Source organism: Vibrio porteresiae DSM 19223 (assembly GCF_024347055.1).
In the GTDB taxonomy this organism is placed as follows: Bacteria; Pseudomonadota; Gammaproteobacteria; order Enterobacterales; family Vibrionaceae; genus Vibrio; species Vibrio porteresiae.
This window is the reverse complement of sequence record NZ_AP024895.1, coordinates 2106144-2126434: the sequence shown is the minus strand read 5'-3', so window position 1 is coordinate 2126434 and position 20291 is coordinate 2106144. Positions and strand designations below refer to the sequence as shown.

The window sequence follows — 20291 nt, the reverse complement described above, 5'->3', positions numbered from 1 at the left end:
ACAAAGGCAGGGAGTGCCTGCCTTTGCGGTAAGTCATGGAAGAACGATTTAGCTCAGATCGTTAAAGTCATCAAAGCCGCTGTCGTCGAACCCGCCACCAAAACCACCTGAGAACGGGTCGTCGTAACTGTCGCTACCAAAGCCATTGCTAAATGGGTCGGTACCAGTATCCGTATTGGCAAAACCGCCATTATCAAAGGTGCTGGTGTCAAAACCTCCCGTACCAAAACCTTCGGTAAAACCGTTGCCATCCGTTGCGGCGGTATCAAAACCTCCGTTGGTAAAATCGGCATCGCTTTGACCGTCGGTAAAGCCGCTGGCATCGGAGAATTGGTTATCCATGTACGAGCTGTCCATAAATGAACTGCCCATGCCATCCATATTTTGTTGCATTGGATCTTCGTTAATGATGTTGACGATCTCTTCTGGCTGGTGATGACTAAACATATTCATCATCATATTACCTAATACGACACCGCCTGCGACACCTGCTGCTGTTTGCAGTGCGCCACCTAAGAAGCTGTTACCACGCCCGTAACCGCCGTTGCCGTAGCCATTTTGCGCATAACCGCTATTACCAAAACCATTGTTACCGGAACCGGGATTGCCATAGCCATTATTGGGACCATAATTATTGCCCCCATTGTTGGGGCCAAAGCCATTACTACCGCTAAAACGGTTGCCTTGAGGGTTGTTTTGCCATTGCTGGTTGTTCTGGTTTTTATGGCCGCCAAATAGCCCAGAAAGGAAACCACCGGAGCTTTTTTGTTGAGCCTGCGCTTGAGCTTGGGTTAACTCGGTTTTAAGTTGTTCAACTTGCGCGTGAAGCTGCTTGATGGTGGCCTCTTGCATCACCATGGTTTGTGCCATGTAGTAAGGGGCTGCTGGGTGTGCAACCACGTGTTTTTCGATGAGCGATTCGGCTTCTCTATCGCGATTGCTGTTCTGTTTTTCCGCCTGAGCAAGACGCTCAAATAGGCCATCAATGATCTGTTTTGTGTTGGTATCCATGTCTTCACCTCTGTAAATGCGGGTGGATAGCTTTTGTTAGTTAGTCTGCAAAAATGTCACAAGGTTCAAAATGAGTGAGAAGCAGAGTCTTTGTGCCACCTTGGTTTTACAAACAAGTTTACGTACCGATGTTACTAACAGACTTTGATAACAGGTGAGACGATAACTAAAAGTCATTACCCTAAACAATTGGTTATCTTGTCTAACCCTGCCTTGCTTAATAGATTGGGCATCATCAACCCATTTTCAAGGGAAGCGCAATGGAGTGCCCAAATAACCATCAATCCATGTCAGAGCATGAGCTGCTTTGGCACAGCATCGACCAACATCAAACACCATTAACTGAGCTAAGCGAGCAGATCTGGGGATTTGCCGAAACTCGCTTTGAAGAATTTCAATCCGCTCAGGCGATTCAGTCCTTTCTCCAACGCAATGATTTTGCCGTAACCACAGGGGTTGCTGGGATTGAAACCGCGTTTACCGCTACCTTTGGCCACGGTGAACCGCACATTGGCTTTTTAGGTGAGTACGATGCATTGTCTGGTTTGAGTCAGCATGCTGGGGAAGCGACGCCTCATTGTGTGGTGGAAGGTGGCAACGGGCATGGCTGTGGTCACCATCTACTGGGTGTGGCCTCAGTCGGAGCGGCTTTGGCGATTAAACACTATCTTGAAACCCATCAACTTTCAGGCACAGTCACCTTTTATGGTTGTCCGGCGGAAGAGGGCGGTTCAGGTAAAACGTTTATGGTTCGTGATGGCGTATTTAACGATCTTGATGCGGCGATTACTTGGCATCCTCACTCCTTTTCTGGGGTGTTTAATACTCCGACGCTAGCCAATATTCAGGCGGAATTTCATTTCCACGGTAAGGCATCTCACGCAGCAGCCGCACCTCATATTGGCCGCAGTGCACTTGATTCAGTCGAGCTGATGAACGTTGGCGCGAACTACTTGCGTGAACATATTCCGCAAGATTCTCGTCTGCACTATGCGATTACTCAATCGGGTGGCTTAGCGCCGAACGTGGTGCAAGCGCAAGCGTCCGTACTCTATTTGATGCGTTCACCGCGCGTTGCCGATGTGCAAGATATTTATACTCGCATTCAAGCGATCGCTCAGGGCGCAGCACTGATGGCGGGGACAAGCGTGGATGTTGAGTTCATCAAAGCGTGCTCAAGCTATCAGCCAAATCGTTACTTGGAATCATTGATGGCTCAGCATATCGAAACGCTTGGCATGCCGACCTACACCGACGCAGAGCAAGCCTATTTAGAGGAAATGCGTGGCACGTTAACCAAAGAAGATATTAAGGCTAGCGTCGATCATTTGTGTGCGATGAATCGGGACGTGTCACCGTCATCGATGGGATATTTGTATTATGAAGCGGTGATGCATCGACCTATGCCGTACAAAGCGTGTTTTGAACCGCTTTACGGCTCAACAGATGTGGGGGATGTGAGTTGGGTGGTGCCGACAGTGCAATGTTACGCACCTTGTTATGCTTTTGGTACGCCATTGCATACGTGGCAAGCAGTATCACAAGGTAATACGTCGGTCGGTTACAAAGGGATGGCACATGCGGCGAAAGTCATGGCAGCTACGGCGCTCGATTTGCTGCTCGAACCGACTCATATTAAGCAAGCCAAAGCTGAGCTGGAGCAAGAGTTACAACGCGCTCCGTACCTGTGTCCAATTCCGCAAGGCGTTGTACCACGCTCATAAGCGACCTATTTGCCCCAAATATCAATGGATAATGGACAGCAGTGGCTGTCCATTATCATCACCAAGGCTCGTTTAAGCCACGTTCATTTTTGCTCCATCGGTCAGGACGTACGTGCGTTTCACGTTTTCCATCGAAATATTATCAAGGTTGACTGTGGTGCCCTCTTTATTGAAGCTGTTCACCACCGAGTAATTGCCGTTTTTCAACGAAATATTACTCATATCGATGTTCCATTGACCTTGCTGATGGTTGTTACTGATCAAGAAGTTACCGAAGTCATCTGCGGCAAAGTTATCGATCTTGATATTGGCGTTATCGTTCATCTGGAAGATTTTGTCGTGGGCGTGTTTAGCGCTACTGTTGGTGATTTCGACATTGTGCGTTTTGCCGGTTTCACTTGGCTTGATGGTTAGGGCATCTTCACCAACGTTTGACCAGTGCACGTTATCAATTTTTGCATCGCCATAAACATGCACACCATCTGCGCCGTTTTCACCAATCACCACGTTTTTCAGCGAGGCGCCATCTTCCAATTGGAAAATCGGTTTTTGGCTTTCCGATTGACCACCATCGCCCAAGGCTGAGCCTGCGGTGAAGGTTTGTCCTTTACCGTCGAAGGTTTCACCGGCTTTCACCACAATCGTGTCATTGACCACGTTAGGATTGTCTGATGGTTCAAGCGGTTTGACGGTTGCCCCTGTGGTTTTGCTGGTGGTCGCCTCGCGAACACGTGCGCCAGATTCAGCATCGATAATCGGTTCCGAGGTATCCGATGGTACGCTGCGCATTCCTTGTGGCATCACATGTGAGCTAGATGCCGTATTGGTGTCCGCTGCGCTGATTTCTGTCTGATCACTGACCGCAGGTTGTGCTGCGCCGGTTTGTGTTACTACCGATGGTGAGGCTTGGGTTTGAGAATCTAAAGCCCCTGGGTTACTTGGCGTACCAAAGCTCTCTGGGTGCTGATCCATCAATCCTGACACACTTTGTGAGACCGATTGAGCACTGCTGTTTAGCTGTGCACCACCGTCTGCTGTTGGCGTCAACGCAGTTTGCATGGAACCTGTGCCCGCGTCTTTGAGCAGTTGGTCACTTTGCGCTGCCAGTTGTCCGGTGGTTCCTGTGCTGCTGGCTTGATTGGAACCGACAGCGGATTGGTTACTTCCTGAATCACCTTGAGTGAGTGCACTTAGCAGCGTTTTCATCATCTCATTTAGGCTGCTGTCGCCTTGTCCTTGCGTCCCTCCCAAGCTTGAGCCACCGTTAGAATTACCGCTGGTGGAATCGCCATTTTGACCTTGGCCGGATAAGGCAGCCGCTGCCATGAGGAGACCTACAAACAGCTGAGCGAGTTGATCGATGGAGCTGTTATTACCGCTTCCTTGGCCTTGCGAGGAGCGCGCACTATTTTGCCCATCTGAGCCAAATAGGTCAGATTGGGATGCACTGATGTTTAAACTGGCTTGCAGCATGTTTTCTATCCTTATAATGGGTTGTCATGATCGTTGTTGCTCACATGGGGCTCCACCTAAAGTGGCGATCGTGCAGGGTATACGTGGCGAATTTGCGAAGAGAGTTCCTCGCTAAATCAATCATCTCAGTGCGGAGTGAGAGGCAGTTTTGTGAGTGAGCTGGCGAAGAAGTGCTGGAGTTGTTGCAGCAGTTGCTGTATGTTATGCAACCTTTTTTTACCAAGGCGAAAACGAGCTATGTATATCGGGTTTGACTACGGCACCTCTAACTGTTCCATCGCGCATATGTTGGATGGCGTTCCTACTCCAGTGGCAGTGGAAGGCGACAATATCTATATTCCTTCCACCTTATCTGCACCCACGAGAGAATCCGTAACAGAGTATCTGTTTCGTTTTTGTCAGATAAAACCGAGCGATAAAATCGGTGAAGACTTGCTGCGTCGTGCGCTAGCGTTTAACCACGATGAAGGCATTGAGCTGGAAGCGCGTGATGTGAATTTTGGTCAAGCAGCGCTTAATCATTATCTGCAAGATCCGCAATTTACCTACTATGTGAAATCGCCGAAATCTTTCCTCGGCAGTATGGGATTGCGCGACATTCAGATTCGCTTCTTTGAGGATTTGGTGTGCGCCATGATGGCCAACATTAAGCGCCAAGGTGAAGCGCGTTTGGGGCAAACCATAGACGATGCAGTGATTGGTCGTCCTATTCACTTTCAAGGTCGTGGCGGTGTGGAATCGGATCGCCAAGCGGAAGCCATTTTGCGCCAAGCAGCAAGCCGAGCGGGTTTCCGTCATATTGAGTTTCAATTTGAACCTGTTGCGGCGGGTCTTGAGTATGAAGCGTCTCTAACCGAAGACAAAAATGTACTGGTGGTGGATATCGGCGGTGGTACAACCGACTGTTCATTGCTGCAAATGGGACCTTCTTGGAAAGACAAAAGTGACCGTTCTGCTTCGCTACTGGCCCACACTGGTGAGCGAGTTGGGGGCAACGATTTGGATATTCACATCGCCTTTCGCCAGTTGATGCCTGCGCTTGGTTTTGGCTCAAAGATGCTGTCAGGCATTGAAATGCCCATTACCCAGTTTTGGAACCCGGTTGCCATTAACGACTTGCCAGCGCAAACCGATTTCTACGCTAAAGAGAATATGGCGGCACTAAAAATGCTGCATAAAGAAGCGCAGCAGCCAGAAAAACTGGCCCGTTTGATTGAGGTCTACCAAGAGATCTTAGGTCATGGAGTGGTGCGTCGCGCCGAAGAGGCAAAAATTGGGCTTTCCAGCGCAGCTACTTATCGCGCGACACTGGATTTCCTTCGTGATGTGGTTGAGCTTGATATTCAACAAAATGACATGATGAATGCCATTGAAGTGCCTAAAACGAAGATGATGCGCTTGGTGAGTGATGCGTTAGAGCAAGGTGGTACGAAACCGGATGTGATTTACATGACCGGTGGCTCAGCCAAATCACCTATCTTGAAAGCGGCGGTAGCACAAGTACTTCCGGGTGTGGAAGTGGTGAGCGGTAACGACTTTGGTTCGGTTACGGCGGGGCTAGCGCGTTGGGCGCAAATCTGTTTTCGCTAGTCACAAGCCGTAAACAAAAATAGCGATAAATAAAAAGAGGTGAGTTGCCAAGCAACCCACCTCTTTTTAGTTCATTTGTACCATCGGTTAATCTGTCACTTAGGCAGTTAGGCAGGTAGTCCTAGCTGATGCGCGGTCAAAATGGCGGACAATACCAATTCAGGTGTGACAGTAAACGGCATGTTGTGAATGGTATCTTCTTTGGCACAGGCTGCCTCTGCCACCAATTTGAGTTGGTCGATATCAATTTTGCTCACGCCTAAATCAAACAGGTTGGTTGGCAAACCGACAGAACGGCAAAATTGCAGTACCGTGGTGTACTCTTCCATTGGCGCGTTTTCCAAAATCAGTTGGGCTAGAGTGCCAAACGCCACTTTTTCACCGTGGTATTTATGGTGGCACTCTTCCAATTTGGTGAGCCCATTATGGATAGCGTGCGCAGCGGCAATACCAGAGCTTTCAAAACCGACCCCAGAAAGCAGAGTGTTGGCTTCAATAATATTTTCCAGCGCTTTACTGGAGAGATTATTGTCACACGCGATTTTGGCTTTCACGCCATCTGCCAATAAAGTTTCGTAGCACAATTTTGCCAATGCTTGCGCGGCAAGAGTTTGCGCGCCGCCGGCCATGGTTTGTTTCCCTGAGCGAGTATTAGCACGCGCTTCAAAGTAAGTGGATAACGCATCGCCCATACCTGAAACCAAGAGGCGAGTTGGAGCGTTTGCCACAATTTGCGTATCCATAACCACCATATCTGGGTTCTTCGGATAGAAGAGATACTCTTCAAATTCACCTTGCGGTGTGTAGAGCACAGAAAGCGCGCTGGTTGGTGCATCAGTAGACGCCAATGTTGGCATGATGGTGACAGGGTTGTTGGTGTAAAACGCGACGGCTTTGGCGGTATCGAGGGTTTTACCACCACCGACGCCGACAATGACATTCGCCTTTTTCTCTTGAGCGATGTGTACGAGGCGGTCGATTTCTTGGCGGCTGCATTCACCGTTAAATAGGGTAAGTTCAGCGCTCACTTCTGCCTGTTTAAAGCTGGCAGTCAGTTGACTGCCGAGTAATTCGGTCACAAAACTATCTGCCAATACCAGTGCCTTGTTTCCCATGGGCAGAACGTATTGACCTAGAGATTTAATTGAATCAGGGCCTTGAATGTATTTGCAAGGCGTAATGATCATCTTATCCATGTTGTACTCCGATTAGTCAGTTTGCTTACAATCTAACCGTTTTGATAAGAACAAGATGAGATATGAAATAAGTTTTATGAGAATTCACAGAAAAGTAACGTTGCACAAATAGGCAAGCTGGGCTTACCTAAATAGAATCGTCACACAGGGTTAAATGGATTCAGGAAAACCTTCTTGGAAGGCAAAACTATCGATAGGTTTACGTGGTTCCCATTTTAATGTTTCAAGCTCGGGTACGGAGTAGAACTCTTTGACATGACCAACGCACAGATAGGCAACCAGCTTGCGATCTTTAGGTGCGTTGAGGATCTCAGCAATGGTCTCAGGGTTAATGATGCTGACCCAACCGATACCTAAGTTCATCGAGCGGGCCATTAACCACATGTTTTGAATAGCGCACACGACACTGTATTGACCCGCTTCTGCCATCGAGTTTTGCCCAAGGACAGGACCTGTCGTGGGTTTGTAAAACACGGCAATATTGACTGGTGCTTCCAAAATGCCTTCGAGTTTTAATTGGTGATAAAGCGCCTGTTTTTCAGTGGAGAACAGATCGGCTGCGCGCTGGGTTTCAATTTGATAATCCTGATGAACGCGCTGTTTGGTAGCGTTGTCGCGAATGACGACAAATTCCCAAGGCTGAGAGAATCCAACCGATGGTCCGAGTGCTGCTGCAGTTAATAATTCGTGAATCTGCTCATCGGTGACAGGGTCGCTTAAGAAATTATTGCCGCGGATATCGCGTCTCAACATGATCAGTTCGCGCAAAGTTTGCTGCTCTTGAGCGGTAAATTGTCGATTGTGCATCTGGTTTTATTGTCCTGTCGGTGGTTGGGCCTGAAGCAAAAGTGGGGTGGCCAAAAAAGTGCGGCGCACCAAAAACGACGAGAGTATACCGAGATATCAGCAAAAGCCTAGCCACAAGGAGAGTGGACCGAGGTGATAACGCTTGTTCACTGTTGCGATTATCTAGAAGGGCAGATTCATTTCATTGTCGCGCAGCTGTTGAATTTTCACCGAATACCAAAGCGCAACCATCACATCGATGGGCATCAAGATAAAACAGGTGATAAACAGGTAAAACGCAGAGCGCATCTGCGGATGCATCTCTTCTAACGTATTGAATTCAGGGAAATGCTTGGCATACACCACCGGCAACTGGCTACCCACTTGGTAAGGGTAATCCTCTTTTAAGCTGTGAACCTCATAGCTTCCCTCATAGGATTCGGTTTTTTCTGAGGAGAATTGGTAATGAACAAAGATGATGTCATCGTGACGATGGTTGACGTCGATCTGAGTGACGAAAGCTGATGTGGTATCAAAATCAAACCGAATGGCACCATAAGTTAGCGCCTGACTTTTTGAATAAGCAATGAGTACGGCGAAAACAAATCCGAGCACAACCAGTGCGTTACGTAGCTGCTGCATCTGTGTCAGATTGAGTGATGTCGGAAACCTAGGCATAGTTCAGGATACGTCCTCTGAATTGTGTGTCGGTCAATTATCTAACTGATATGGCTCGCCAAATAGTGACCATGTTGCGTTAACCCGATAAATAAAAGCTTGGCTTTCTCTATCAATGCTAGCTGCAAATTGGGGCGAGGCAAGGATACCCGCTGTGGCAAAGTTTGAAAAGTTGCTAAGCAACAGGTTTTACAAAGATAAGGATGCAATAATGAGGAAATAAAGGGCAACAAGCAAAAGGCATAGGCTGATTTGCTTGTTTTATGAACGTTGCTTTTTTATGAACACTGCTTGTCTTATGAACTTTGTTTGCTTAATTAATTTTGTCGAATTAATAACCTTGTTACGTAATAACAAGGTTAAGATCAATAACACAGTGACGGGGGATTAATTATATGGTTGGTCAGAGAGAATACGTGCTATTCCTTTTACCAAACGATAAATAGACCAAATCCACGTTGCAAATAAGATGAAATAGCCGATAAAGATTAATGAGGTGAGAAAACCAATAATGGAAAAAATTAACACACCCCAAAAGGTTTTCGTCATATTTTCATAGTGATCTTCATATCGAGTACCGACGGCATCGGATTTTTTCACCATTGCCCAAATAGCACCAACCAGCCAAAAAATCCCAGTAAATACACCGATTGCCATCAGGCCATAGCTGATCAAAGCATGGGTTTTAGCTTGAGTCTCTCTTTGTGATAACTCGCCATATTGATTGAATAAATCAGACATAATAACTCCGAATAGACTAACGTTTGGATCATTTTATTGTGTGTTATAAACGCGCTCATAATATCAGTGAGTCTATATTTAGCAATATATAGATAGAATTATTTATTCAATTAAACTCATATAAGTAAACGGTAATATTTAAGCTAGAACGAAATGTTATAAACGATCTACTCAATAACTATTATTAATCATGTTAACCTGCTGCGCTTTGAGTTCGTGTGCGAATAATGGTGTAGGTAAATGAATAAAAAACAGGCTTGGTGGGCATTAGGGATTACATTGGTTACCTTAGTGTTTGGCGCGTTTTATTTAAAAAGTGATGCACTCTATCTGCGTCTTTTGCTGGGTCTAGCATTGGGTTTTGCTTTGACAAAAGGCTCCATCGGCTTTGCTGGCAGTGTTAACCGCGCTTATCGTCGCGGCTCAACCCAGTTATTGCAAACCTTAATGTTTATGTTTGTCGTGACCTCTGTTATCAGTGCTGGCCTTCTGTTTAACGCCAAACCTGGTGATTACAACCTTTGGGTTAACCCCATTAATACGGGCTTACTACTCGGCGGATTGATGTTTGGCGCAGGCATGAGCTTATCAAGCTGCTGTGCGACTGGCGTGATGGTGGAAATGGTAGGTGACATTCCTCGTTCATTGATCACCTTACTGTTTTTTGGCTTTGGTGTGTTTGTCGGTTTTCCTCTACAAGCAACGCAAAGTTGGATTCGTGAAACGTGGTTTTCTACCGCCAGCTACAGTGGTAAAGGCGTTTTCTTACCGGATCTGCTTGGTGGCCCACTGCATGGCTACTTCTGGTCGGTGATCGTCACGGCAGGTCTTGCATTGTTGGTGAGCTGGTGTGCTAAACGCTACCAAGCTGCACGTCAAAACTCGGGCACGTTCTATGGTGTGGATGGTGAAGTTCTGCGTCATAAGCAAGCGGCAGCAACTCCAACGGTTGATTATCCTTTCTGGAGTAAAGAGACGTATCAACAATGGTTCGGCAACGTATGGCAAATGCGCAGTACGGCGTTAGTGATTGCGATTATCTTTGGCATTATGATGGCTTCAACGGGAGCGGGTTGGGGGGCTTCAACACCTTTTGGTCTATGGTTCGGTAAGCTACTGGTTAGCTTAGGCATGAACGTGCAAGATGTAGCGGCGTTTTCCCATAAGCCTGAAGCGGCCTACACATTACCCCTATTGGAAAATGCTGTCACCGTACAAAACTTCGCGATTATGTTGGGTACATTGATTGCGGTATTACTGCTTGGTAAAGGTTCGTTCAACCTTAAACCTGGTTACACAGCTCGCCATTATGCGCTGTTTGCTTTTGGTGGGTTATTGATGGGGTTAGGCACTCGTTTTGCTAATGGTTGTAACGTGGGCGCTTTATTTACACCTATTGCTAACTTTTCGCTGTCTGGCTGGGCATTCCTCGTGGTGCTAATCCTTGGCGGCATCTTAGGTAACCAACTGCACGCGCGAGTTTTGAAGCAGTGTTAAGGTTATTTGTACTGCACTCGATGTACTTCTGAAAATAAATACTGACAATAAAAAAGCCAAGCAAAAATAGATGCTTGGCTTTTTTTATATCAGTGTATCTAGGGTGACGCGGCTAAATTAAGCTTCTTGCTGTTCAGGTTGGTGTACTTGATTGAGCAAACGGCTGGTTAATGTGCCTGCGGTCATCGCTCCAGATACGTTAAGCGCAGTACGCGCCATATCGATCAGCGGTTCAATTGAAATTAGCAAAGCAGCGATGGTGACGGGTAGCCCCATGGCTGGCAAAACGATTAACGCAGCAAAGGTTGCGCCGCCGCCGACACCTGCAATACCAAAGGAACTGATCGTTACGATCGCAACCAATGAAAGAATAAAGTGTGCGTCCATTGGGTTAATGCCAACCGTTGGTGCAACCATGACTGCCAACATCGCTGGGTAGATACCCGCACAGCCATTTTGTCCAATGGTGGCACCAAATGAAGCCGCAAGGTTAGCAATCGCTGGTGGAACGTTCAGTTTGTTGATTTGCGCTTCCACGTTCAATGGAATAGTCGCTGCAGAGCTACGTGAACTGAAGGCAAAAGTCAGCACCGGCCAGATCTTTTGGAAATACGCTTTTGGACTGACGCCAACAAAAGAAACCAGCACTGCGTGCACCAAAAACATCACCGCAATCGCAAGGTAAGAAGCAACGATGAAGCCGAGCAGTTTCAAAATGTCAGCTGCGCTTGAGGTTGCCACTACTTTAGCCATAAGAGCGGCGATACCGTAAGGTGTTAACGCCATGATCATTTTAACCAGACGCATCACAATCGATTGAATCGCTTCAACAAACGTACGAATCGGTGCTTCAAGCTGCTCTTTTTCCATCATGACTTTACGGCTAGCCACGCCAACCAATACGCCAAAGATCACGATCGCGATAATAGAAGTAGAGCGAGCGCCAGTCAGATCAGCAAATGGGTTAGTTGGAATAAAGCTGAGCAGCATTTGTGGAATCGTCAGTCCAGCAACGGTCGATGCTTTGCTCGCTAAGGTATCCATGCGCGCCATTTCGCGAGCACCCTCGGTTAAACCTTCGGCAGTTAAGCCAAAAGCTTGCGCCATAAAGATACCGATCAAAGCCGCAATCGCGGTGGTGATCAGCAGAATACCAATCGTTAGGGTCGAGATTTTACCTAAAGAGCCATTTCTATCGAGACGAACAACCGCTGAGATCATCGATACTAAGACCAGTGGCATCACCACCATTTTGAGTAAGCCGACATAGCCGTTACCTACGATGGCGATCCAGTCGAGGATTTGTTTCGTCGCAGGTTGACCTTCGCCGACCATAAATTGTAGGCCTAAACCAAATAGGCTACCAAGGACAAGCCCCATTAATACTAAACGTGAAAGTGTGCGTGACTTTTTCTGTTGGTTAAATAAAACCGCCAGAATGCCAATAAATATCGCGAGAGCGGCGATAACTGCTACTGACATGATTGATTCCTTAAATGAAGAAGTGACATAAGTGTTTGAGCCTATTTTATGCTGACTGACTGGTCAGGATGATAACAATTATTCTCAAAACCATGCCGTTTAGTTATGTCTTATTCCATAGAGTTTGAATGATGAATGAAAAGTAGCCAAACAGAGAATAAATGATGCAAGGTGCTGAATTAGTGGGCGATGAGATTGAATCAATTCCAAATAGAGGGACACAGAAAGCGGATGAGCCAAAGTAGGGCTAGGGAGTTTGAGAGTGAGCAAAAGAGGTTAGGGCTGCAAATGAGAATGGCATAGAAAAAGAAAGGCTCCCGAAGGAGCCTTTCTATAAGGAATTCACCGTGAATTATTTCACGCTAGTGATAGTACCTTTGTAACCAGTTACTTTCACGTGGATTTTCTTGAACACTACGTAGTCTTCAGTAGTGATTTCGTAGCGAGGAGCAACGATTAGGTCTGCACCTGAAGCTTTAACAGCGTTGTATGCTGCTGCAGATTTAGCAGAAGCTGAAGCGTCTGCGAAAGATAGTGCGCCGCCTGTACCGTAGTCTACGCCATCAACGAAGTGATCGCCTGCGCCCCAGTTGATTACGCCCATAAGAACGTTTGCTGTTGCTTCACCAGAGATTTTTTCACCAACTTTGATGTCAGCTTTTACTGATGATTCAACGTTAGCTACAAGACCAGAAGTTGGTTGGCTTGCATTGTAAGATGAACAACCAGCTAGAAGAGTTAGAGCCACTGCTGCTGCAGAAAGTTTTAGTTTGTTAATCATTTTTATTTCCTAATTACCTAGTTACTAGTTTGTGACGATAACGCCGTCTTCACGTGACGCTTACGTTTCACTTGTGTGACGTTTGCGGGGCCCATTATATCTATCCGAATGTTCACGCCTATGGGGTGCGGACAAAAATGGAACACCCTTCACAATACTTTTCACTACGAAATTATCAATAAACACTGTTTTGGAAGATAAATCCAAACTTTGTGCTAAATAAACATGTTATTTAATAATAATATCTTGCAGGCACTTGAAAATAGTTAGCTTATAAGCTAACGAAAAATGACGAATACAGGACTAGTTTTATAGTGGAAGGTGAGATAACTCGCCTAGCAAAGAGAGGGCGCTTTTGGATCAAAAGCTTAACAATTTAAGCAGTTATGAATCGAATTAATGTCAGAGTAAGGTGAGGTTTCTGTTTTAATATGATAAAGAAAATTATGAGCGGGTTTGCATACAAAAAGAGCATGAAAACGATTTAGTCGCTACTCGGTTCGTTGGCAAAAAAAGGAAGTTAAAGAAAAAAGACCAAGTTCGCGTAATGAGTCTATCTCATCTTATGAGCAAACCTGTGCCTTTGTTTGGGCTGTAGCAAAAGGCAAGGGTAGGCTCATAGAAGAAAGACTATTTATTATTGAGGGGCTTATTGAGCTTTTGCAGCATATCGACTGAATTAAGTATGGTGACTTTTTGCTCGCTTGCTTCGAATAGTGTTTTCAGCAGCGCTTTGGCAACATCTTGTGCTGCAATTGGAATGAAATTACGTAATTGACCAAATAGGACATATTGACCCACTTTCATCAATCGTTGTAACCAGATCTCGCTGGGACGGACTTCTTGACGCTCACCAACCAAAGGCCCAGGACGCAGGATCAAGAGGTGTTCAAACCCCAAGCGCATGAGCTTGTGTTCCATCACACCTTTACAGCATAAATAGTGCGAATGAGATTTAGGATTGGCACCAAAGCTTGAGACAACGGCCACATGGGTAATGCCATAAGCTTTCATCCGTGTTGCTATCTCGACAACCAAATCTAGGTCAACTTTCTTCAGCGCCTCTTTGGAGCCCGCTTGTTTTAGCGTCGTTCCTAACGCGATCACACCGTAGCGTACCTTACCTTTGGCATTTTCAGGAAAAACAGAGAGTTGACCGTCAAGAATCTGAACTAGCTTAGGATGTTGCTGGCTAAGCGGCTGCCTGACCATGGTATATACACCGCCAAGATGACATTGATTAAGCAGATGTTTGAGCACTTGTGAGCCAACCAGACCGGATGCTCCTGCGATCATCACGTAAAAGTCGCTGTCGCTTGCTAAGGGAAAATCTTTATTAATCATTATGTTTCGACCTAACGCAGAAGTGCGTAGCGTATATAAAATCCAGATTTGATAAAAGAGAGTAACCTACGGTTTCGCGAGGAATATCACTGAGATGCTTCGAAAACCTAGAGATTCGCTTTTGACTATATTGCCTACTTTAGTGAATTGCAACATAGTGCTTATCAATCCGTTGTTTTTTTGTAAACAAACAAAATCGCGTTCGTTATCGACTTTTTACTCGGTCGTAGTTACGCGATGAACTCAGGGTTTATGCTTGGAGTATCGTTATGATTGCGAGTACACTCAGAGTAATTTTTTGAGATGATTCAGCTACCTATCGCAGTGATTTTGCTACCTCTAACGCGATGACTGTTTTGGGTTAAACCCGATAGAAAATGATGTCGTGGTTAGACCCTCAAGCCGTTGTTTGAGAAAGCATTAATCAGTTAGTGCGTTAAAATAGAGGGGATTCTACTCGATAGGTAGTCGATGATAGTAAGGATAATGAGCATGTTAGATCGTCAATACGCTGAGTCTATTCAAACTCGGATTGACCAAAAAACCAAGCCGGTGGGTTCTCTGGGCCAAATTGAGGAAGTGGCATTTCAATTGGCGTTGATTCAAAGCCAAGGTAAAGCTGCAGCAGTAACGCACATTGATATTCAAAAACCCACCGCCATTGTATTTGCTGGCGACCATGGTATTGCTGATGCAGGTGTGAGTATCGCGCCAAGCGCAGTAACACAACAGATGGTGCTTAACTTTTTAAATGGTGGTGCTGCAATTAACTGTTTTTGCCGTGCTAACCAAATTGATATCAAAGTGGTCGATGCGGGTATCTTGTTCCCAGTTGAATCGGATCATCCAGATTTCTTTGTTCAACGTCTTGGCGATCGCACGGCTAACTTTGCTGAATCGGCTGCGATGACGGCGCAGCAGGTGACTCGCGGTCTTGAGTTAGGCAAATCCTTTGTGCAAAACATCATTGACCAAGGCTCAAACTTGGTGATGTTTGGTGAAATGGGCATTGCCAATACCAGTAGCGCAGCGGCACTACTGGCCGCATTAAGTGGCGAATGCGCACAAACTTGCGTTGGTATGGGAACAGGTATCTCTCCTGCGCAATATGAGAAAAAAGTGACGCTGGTGGCTCAAGGTGTCGCTCGCTGCCATGGTCAAGATCCGTTGACCGTATTGGCCGAAGTCGGTGGTTTTGAAATCGTCCAGATGGTTGGCGCATTCCTTGGCGCGTACGAAAAAAATACCCCAGTCTTGGTTGACGGTTTCATCGTGAGCACGGCGGCATACATTGCCACGCTTATTGAACCAGACAGTCGTGAAGTGATGATCTTTGCTCACCAATCACATGAAGCGGGTCATAAAGTTGTGCTGGACAAACTGCACGCAAAACCGTTGTTGGAACTGGGTTTGCGCCTTGGTGAAGGCACAGGTGCTGCGCTTGCGGTACCTATGGTTAAAGCGGCTGCTGAGTTCTATAACACCATGGCAAGTTTCGCTGAAGCTGGCGTCACCGTGTAATAAGAATGAGCTCTGCCTTAGGGCAGAGCTTCTCTTAGAATGAGACATGTGATTCACATTCGGGAGATTTACGTGATGCAGGTCAGAATTAGCTTGTTGAGTACGTTAAAGAACTAATTGAATATAGAGAGTTTTCCTTTGATAGTGTTAAAATCGGATGGTTCAGAATTACCTTGTATGAAGGTAAGAATCTTGTATTAGCCGAATCATTGTCATGGGTAAAATGACGAGTAATATCGGTGTGGCAAGCTTACTTATATCAATCACAGTCACTATTGGGTTAGATAATCACTGTGATTGGTATTATTACTGTGCAATAAAGGAGTAATGCATGACGTCACTGTTTCATCAGTCATTTTTGACTGACACATTGGATACGTATTCTCAAATCGTTCCGAATGCCGTTAAAAATGCAAACGGTGTCACGTTAAAATTGCATCAACGTGGCGTGTTAGAGGTGATTCCTGCGCAGCAGACTCCCAATACTCAACATTTGGTTATCTCTGCTGGTATTCATGGTGATGAAACCGCACCGCTTGAACTGGTCGATCAATGGGTCAGTGCCATTCTTGCTGGAAAACAGGCGGTTAAAGAGCGTTGTCTGTTTATTTTGGCTCATCCCAAAGCGACTAACGCCCATGTGCGTTTTATCGATGTTAACCTCAATCGTCTTTTCGAGGAAAAACCGCAAGAGCCTTCATTAGAGTTAGGTATCGCTGATAACCTAAAAATCTTAGTGAGCGACTTTTTCTCTGGCACTAAGGCAGAATCTCGCTGGCATTTCGATTTGCACTGTGCGATTCGTGGTTCAAAGCATCGTTCATTCGCCGTTAGCCCTCGTTCACGTCATGCGACGCGCAGTCGAGCTTTGGTGGAATTTCTTCATGCGGCGCAAGTTGAAGCCTTGATGCTTGCCAATGCCCCATCCAGTACCTTTAGTTGGTACAGTGCAGAGCAACATGGCGCACAAGCTGTGACAGTAGAGCTGGGTAAAGTAGCTCGTCTTGGTGAAAATGATCTCGAGTCTTTTAAAGGGTTTAGCGAAGCCCTTAAAGCGAAAATTGCGGGTGATACGCTACCTGAACCGACTCGTGAGTTAATTCCATATCGCGTAAGCCGCACCATAGTGCGTTTACATGACGACTTTGCGTTTCTATTTGATGACTCCGTGGAAAACTTCACCTCGTTTATGCATGGCGAAGTGTTTGGTCATGATGGCGACAAACCGCTGATGGCACAGAACGAAGGGGAGGCGATTGTCTTCCCAAATCGCAAAGTGGCGATCGGTCAGCGCGCAGCACTCATGGTGTGCGGCGTTTCTATTCGATATGAGAATGATCAAGTCGTTTACGACTGATTAACCTCAAATCTCTCTTTCTATTTAAATGGCTTAACGTTATGGTTAGGCCATTCTTTTTTATCTCTCTTTTTCTATGGATTTTAATCAGCTCATTTTACGTAAACAGCGGCGTTGGGCACGAGCTGCGTGGATCTTAGCACTCGCGTTAGTGCTGTTAGCTGCGATTTATTTGGTGCTTGGCGGACTTTATATCTCGCCGTTTGAGCCACTAACGCCACTAAAGTCCCGGTTGCTCTTTGATTTGCGTATACCACGGCTATTGGCCGCATTGGTGATTGGCGCATCGCTAGGAGTCGCTGGTGCAACATTACAAGTGTTACTGGGTAACGTACTTGCTGAGCCGGGTGTGGTTGGCATTTCTGGCGGAGCCAGTGTCGCTATGGTGCTTGTGCTGTTTTTCTTTCCTTTTGCAGCTACGCCTCAAGTGTTTATGCTATCGGCAATGGCTGGTGCTTTAGTGTTTACTGCCATATTGGTCACTATGGCGAAAACGTTGCGGCTTACGACGACAAGATTGTTGCTAGTCGGCGTCGCACTGGGGATTTTATCGGGCGCAGTGGTGACGTGGGCGTTCTATTTCAGTGATGATATGAGCCTGCGCCAGTTAATGTATTGGTTGATGGGCAGCGTTGGCGGCGTGACCTGGGAACAACATTGGCTCAGTGTGGTGACCATTCCGGTGATTGGATGGTTGGTGCTGCAAGGTAAGAAGCTCGATAAGCTGATGCTCGGTGAAGAGGTCGCTCGCCAGTTAGGTGTGGATATCCACAAACTGCGCTGGAAACTCATCTTGGCGGTATCGATATTGGTTGGCGGAGCGGTCGCTCTGGGAGGCGTGATTGGTTTTGTTGGCTTAGTTGTCCCACATCTACTGCGCTTAACCTTAGGATCAGAAAATAAAATGCTACTGCCATTATCAGCATTAGGTGGCGCGTTGCTGCTGGCAGGAGCTGACTTAGTGGCCAGATTAGCGCTGAATTCAGCGGAGCTGCCACTGGGTGTGGTGACCACAACGTTAGGGGCTCCGGTATTTATCTGGATGCTGGTGAAAAATCATGATTCGCATTAAAGACTTACAAGTGGGCCATCGTTTATTGCCACTATCCTTTGAGTGTGAAGCAGGAGAAGTACTGCACATTCTCGGACCTAATGGTTGCGGAAAAAGTACGTTGCTCGGAGCACTCGCGGGTATGACAGAGTGCCAAGGTGAAGTTTGGTTTGATGATCTGCGCAGTAGCGAACTATCACTGCCCGAACTGGCGCTCAAAAGGGCATTTTTACCTCAAGCGCAGCGTCCCGCATTTAATCTGGATGTCTTTCAATATCTGGCTTTGTCGTTGCCGGCCTGTATCGATGTTCATGATGATAAAGTGTTGCCCGTGGTCAATGAACTGAGTGAACTTTTAAATATCAGCGACAAATTGCATCGCTCCATTCATCAGCTCTCTGGCGGTGAATGGCAGCGCGTTCGACTGGTTGGGTGCTGCTTACAGATTTGGCCGACACTCAATCCCTATGCAAAGATGTTGATTTTGGATGAACCAGCTGCGCCTCTCGATATCGCTCAAGAGGCTTTGCTTTATAAACTGATTGCCTATGTAAAACAGCAGGGAATCACCGTGGTGATGGCCAACCACGATTTAAACCGATCACTACGCCACGCCGACCGAGTCGTATTGCTGCGACAAGGTGTGGTGGAGTGCATTGGTTTACCAACCGAGGTTTTGACCGAAGAGACGCTTGCGCGCGTATTTAACACTGCGGTCAAGAGCGTTGATTTTGATGGAAAATCTATACTGCTCTTCGAGTAGTTTTGGTGCAGAAAGCACAAATGTGGATCATCAACTGAAACCGACCAAAATGCCATTTTAACCACGTCTATATAAATCAATAACTTAGGTTATTTTTAAAAGTTGGCACGCAATTGGCATTAATAAGATCGATACATTCTCGTTCTTGTTAGGCTTTTTATAGTCTCCTTAGCCACCTTGTCTATCAGGGTGGCGTTTTTTTATCTATCGTTTGGCTATTCCTTTGTTCTCATCTCCCAATTGAATGCACAAATCGTCTTTGCTAGGGCTTATGTTTCCTAATGTCGAACACTGCTCTGAAGTAGTGATAAGTCGCATCACTCGAAACAAAAAAACCAATAAGGATACCAATAAAGTATCCTTATTGGTTTTTTGATGTTATGGTAAGAAAAAACAAGCTTTAAAGGAGTCACTGTGGCAGCTGACAACACCCAGTTTTCGATTGCAGTACATGTTTTGGTGGGAATCGCCAAATACAAGTATGTCAATACAGTCCAATTGGCACAAAGCGTGAATACCAATCCGATCTTTATTAAGAGGATTGTTGGAAAACTGGCTAAAAATGGATTGCTGATTTCATCACGTGGACGTAATGGCGGTAACTGTCTGGTACGTGAGGCAAAGGACATTTCGTTGCTTGATGTCTATCGAGCCGTCAATGCGCCTACCTTATTTGCGATTCATCAATACGAAAAGGTGGCTTCATGTTCTATTAGTTCAAATATTCAGCAAGTGTTAACAGATATTCGCAGCGATCTTCAAAACGAAGTAGAACAAAAACTGGTTCAAATCAGTATTCAAGACATGTTGGATGACATCAATTTAAGAAAACAGCACTTAAAAGCGGAGTAATTTAATGACAGACCAAGACAATCTGACCATCGCACGCACCTTATTACAAAGGCTCGCAGAGGCGCAATCATCATCTTCCGTTGGTGAATTGTTTGCAAAAGATGTTCTGTGGCATATTCCTGGCAACGAAGCTGCGTATCCTTGGATTGGTAAGCAACGTGGTCGAGAGGCAGTGACTCGCTTTATCACTGAGACGGGGAAGCGACTTCAGAGAACACATTTTGAGGTGCATGACATATTGGCGAATGAGCGTAGAGCAATGATATATGGTGAATTAGCCGCTATAGATTTAGTTACGGAGAAATCGATGGTAACGCCCTTTGTCATTACGCTAGATATTGTAGATGGCCTTATCCACTCATTTTTGATGATGGAAAATAGTGTGGCGGTCTCTGACGCATCGCGAGCTGATTAATATCAGATAGACTCCACAAGTAGGAAGGA

At 46.1% G+C, this 20291-nt stretch carries 18 protein-coding genes; 9 read left to right on the top strand and 9 right to left on the bottom strand.

What is annotated here, in order from left to right; all coding sequences use genetic code 11:
- Window positions 1-48 precede the first annotated feature (48 nt).
- The gene (locus tag OCV11_RS09580) at window positions 49-1011 is read right to left on the bottom strand and encodes a DUF2076 domain-containing protein (protein ID WP_261892597.1); all 963 of its coding nucleotides are present in this window, start codon (window positions 1009-1011) and stop codon (window positions 49-51) included.
- A gap of 260 nt (window positions 1012-1271) precedes the next feature.
- Here OCV11_RS09580 and OCV11_RS09575 point away from each other — a divergent pair, with 260 nt between their 5' ends.
- A complete protein-coding gene (locus tag OCV11_RS09575) occupies window positions 1272-2735 on the top strand; it encodes a M20 family metallopeptidase (protein WP_261892595.1) in 1464 nt (487 codons plus the stop codon).
- Between the two features lie 72 nt (window positions 2736-2807).
- Here the strand turns inward: OCV11_RS09575 and OCV11_RS09570 are convergent, their stop codons facing one another.
- Entirely contained in the window at window positions 2808-4208 is a 1401-nt protein-coding gene (locus OCV11_RS09570) for a pectate lyase (protein WP_261892593.1), read from the bottom strand.
- Window positions 4209-4445: 237 nt separating this feature from the next.
- Between OCV11_RS09570 and yegD the strand changes: the two genes are divergently transcribed.
- The gene (gene yegD, locus OCV11_RS09565; RefSeq protein ID WP_261892591.1) at window positions 4446-5798 is read left to right on the top strand and encodes a molecular chaperone; all 1353 of its coding nucleotides are present in this window, start codon (window positions 4446-4448) and stop codon (window positions 5796-5798) included.
- 107 nt (window positions 5799-5905) lie between these two features.
- Here yegD and OCV11_RS09560 read toward each other — a convergent pair whose 3' ends face one another.
- The 4 genes from OCV11_RS09560 to OCV11_RS09545 all read right to left on the bottom strand — a co-directional run bounded on the left by OCV11_RS09560 (window position 5906) and on the right by OCV11_RS09545 (window position 9202).
- Window positions 5906-6994: a glycerol dehydrogenase gene (locus OCV11_RS09560; protein WP_261892589.1), complete on the bottom strand. Its 1089-nt coding sequence runs from the start codon at window positions 6992-6994 to the stop codon at window positions 5906-5908.
- Between the two features lie 150 nt (window positions 6995-7144).
- Window positions 7145-7801, bottom strand: coding sequence for a 5,6-dimethylbenzimidazole synthase (gene bluB / locus OCV11_RS09555; protein ID WP_261892587.1), 657 nt, complete (start codon window positions 7799-7801; stop codon window positions 7145-7147).
- 162 nt (window positions 7802-7963) lie between these two features.
- Window positions 7964-8458 carry a hypothetical protein gene (locus OCV11_RS09550; RefSeq protein ID WP_261892585.1) on the bottom strand — a complete coding sequence of 165 codons (495 nt, stop codon included), beginning with the start codon at window positions 8456-8458 and terminating at the stop codon, window positions 7964-7966.
- A gap of 387 nt (window positions 8459-8845) precedes the next feature.
- The gene (locus OCV11_RS09545) at window positions 8846-9202 is read right to left on the bottom strand and encodes a DUF4870 family protein (RefSeq protein WP_373332825.1); all 357 of its coding nucleotides are present in this window, start codon (window positions 9200-9202) and stop codon (window positions 8846-8848) included.
- Window positions 9203-9439: 237 nt separating this feature from the next.
- Here OCV11_RS09545 and OCV11_RS09540 point away from each other — a divergent pair, with 237 nt between their 5' ends.
- Window positions 9440-10696: a YeeE/YedE family protein gene (locus OCV11_RS09540; protein WP_261892581.1), complete on the top strand. Its 1257-nt coding sequence runs from the start codon at window positions 9440-9442 to the stop codon at window positions 10694-10696.
- A 117-nt stretch (window positions 10697-10813) separates the two neighbouring features.
- Here the strand turns inward: OCV11_RS09540 and OCV11_RS09535 are convergent, their stop codons facing one another.
- From OCV11_RS09535 to OCV11_RS09525, 3 genes are all read right to left on the bottom strand, one after another.
- Complete coding sequence (locus OCV11_RS09535) at window positions 10814-12178, bottom strand: L-cystine transporter (protein ID WP_261892579.1); 1365 nt, start codon at window positions 12176-12178, stop codon at window positions 10814-10816.
- A gap of 352 nt (window positions 12179-12530) precedes the next feature.
- Window positions 12531-12959, bottom strand: a complete 429-nt coding sequence (locus OCV11_RS09530; protein WP_261892577.1) for a hypothetical protein — start codon at window positions 12957-12959, stop codon at window positions 12531-12533.
- Between the two features lie 630 nt (window positions 12960-13589).
- Window positions 13590-14303, bottom strand: coding sequence for an NAD(P)H-binding protein (locus OCV11_RS09525; protein ID WP_261892575.1), 714 nt, complete (start codon window positions 14301-14303; stop codon window positions 13590-13592).
- A gap of 486 nt (window positions 14304-14789) precedes the next feature.
- Between OCV11_RS09525 and cobT the strand changes: the two genes are divergently transcribed.
- From cobT to OCV11_RS09495, 6 genes are all read left to right on the top strand, one after another.
- The gene (cobT, locus tag OCV11_RS09520; RefSeq protein ID WP_315972730.1) at window positions 14790-15824 is read left to right on the top strand and encodes a nicotinate-nucleotide--dimethylbenzimidazole phosphoribosyltransferase; all 1035 of its coding nucleotides are present in this window, start codon (window positions 14790-14792) and stop codon (window positions 15822-15824) included.
- A 331-nt stretch (window positions 15825-16155) separates the two neighbouring features.
- On the top strand, window positions 16156-17181 hold the full coding sequence (locus OCV11_RS09515) for a succinylglutamate desuccinylase (protein WP_261892571.1): 1026 nt from the start codon (window positions 16156-16158) through the stop codon (window positions 17179-17181).
- 76 nt (window positions 17182-17257) lie between these two features.
- Window positions 17258-18253, top strand: coding sequence for a vitamin B12 ABC transporter permease BtuC (gene btuC / locus OCV11_RS09510; RefSeq protein ID WP_261892568.1), 996 nt, complete (start codon window positions 17258-17260; stop codon window positions 18251-18253).
- Window positions 18240-18995, top strand: a complete 756-nt coding sequence (gene btuD, locus OCV11_RS09505; protein ID WP_261892566.1) for a vitamin B12 ABC transporter ATP-binding protein BtuD — start codon at window positions 18240-18242, stop codon at window positions 18993-18995. Before btuC ends, btuD begins: the two co-directional genes overlap by 14 nt.
- A gap of 414 nt (window positions 18996-19409) precedes the next feature.
- Window positions 19410-19847, top strand: a complete 438-nt coding sequence (locus OCV11_RS09500; RefSeq protein WP_261892564.1) for an Rrf2 family transcriptional regulator — start codon at window positions 19410-19412, stop codon at window positions 19845-19847.
- 4 nt (window positions 19848-19851) lie between these two features.
- On the top strand, window positions 19852-20262 hold the full coding sequence (locus tag OCV11_RS09495; RefSeq protein WP_261892562.1) for a nuclear transport factor 2 family protein: 411 nt from the start codon (window positions 19852-19854) through the stop codon (window positions 20260-20262).
- Window positions 20263-20291 lie beyond the last annotated feature (29 nt).